Source organism: Tenacibaculum geojense, assembly GCF_042676005.1.
GTDB classification, from domain to species: Bacteria; Bacteroidota; Bacteroidia; order Flavobacteriales; family Flavobacteriaceae; genus Polaribacter; species Polaribacter geojense.
The window spans coordinates 1-1,091 of record NZ_JBHTJR010000024.1; the positions used below are offsets into that span (position 1 = coordinate 1).

Genomic DNA, 1,091 nt, shown 5'->3' on the forward strand with positions numbered 1-1,091 from the left:
TATCACTAATTCAGGTCCAGATGTAGCTACAGGAGTTTCGGTATCGGATGTAGTTCCAAACGGATACACAGTAGGTACTATCAACGATGGAGGAGTATTAGTGGGTAATACCATTACCTGGAATGGATTAAGTATTGGAAGTACCAACGGAGTTGTAAGTGTTAGTTATGAAGCTACGGTTTTGGCACCGGGAGTTGGTGTAAGTTATACAAACAATGCATCAATTACAGGTAGTGATCAATTTGATCCAGATAGTGATCCAAGTTCAGATGCTACGGTAGATGATAATGGAGATGGTATTGCAGATGATGATGAGACCAGTATTACGCCAATAGTAGAACAAGCAGATTTAAGTATTAGTAAAGGGTTAGCCTCAGGAAGTATCACTCCAGATGTAGGGGATGTGCTGACTTATGAGTTAACCATTAATAATGCAGGTCCAAGTAATGCTACAGGAGTTTCCGTATCAGATGTTTTACCAGTAGGATTAACTTTAGGTACGGTAAACAATGCAGGAGTAGCATCAGGAAATACAGCAAGCTGGAATAATTTATTTATATCCTCAGGCAGTAGTATTACATTAACATATACGGCTACTGTAAATGCCCCAACAGGCGTAGCAGGTGAGTATGTAAATAATGCTGCGATAACAGATAGTGATCAGTTTGATCCAGATAGTGATCCAAGTTCAGATGCTACGGTAGATGATAATGGAGATGGTATTGCAGATGATGATGAGGCAAGTTTTGTTATTGTACCTAAAAGTGCAGATTTAGCCTTAACAAAGAATTATGTAGATGATAATGGAGGAAGTTTAAATGTAGGGGATGTATTAACCTTTAGTTTAGGTTTAACCAATGGAGGTGCAGATGCAGCTACAGGAGTTTCTGTATCAGATGTTTTACCAGTAGGATTTAGTATTGTACCTGGAAGTATAAGTAATTCAGGCGTTTACAATGCAGGAGCAACTACGATAAATTGGAGTGGATTAAGTGTTCCATTAGCAGGAATAACTCTAACATATCAAGTAATTGTAAATGCCCCAACAGGTGCGGCAAATGAGTATGTAAATAATGCAGCGATAACAGGCA

Annotated in this window: 1 protein-coding gene; it reads left to right on the forward strand. The window is 38.8% G+C overall.

Features of this window, described 5'->3' with window-relative positions; genetic code table 11:
• The coding region (locus tag ACFQ1U_RS04925; RefSeq protein ID WP_386105934.1) for a hypothetical protein at nt 1–1,091 on the forward strand (1,091 nt) is incomplete at both ends.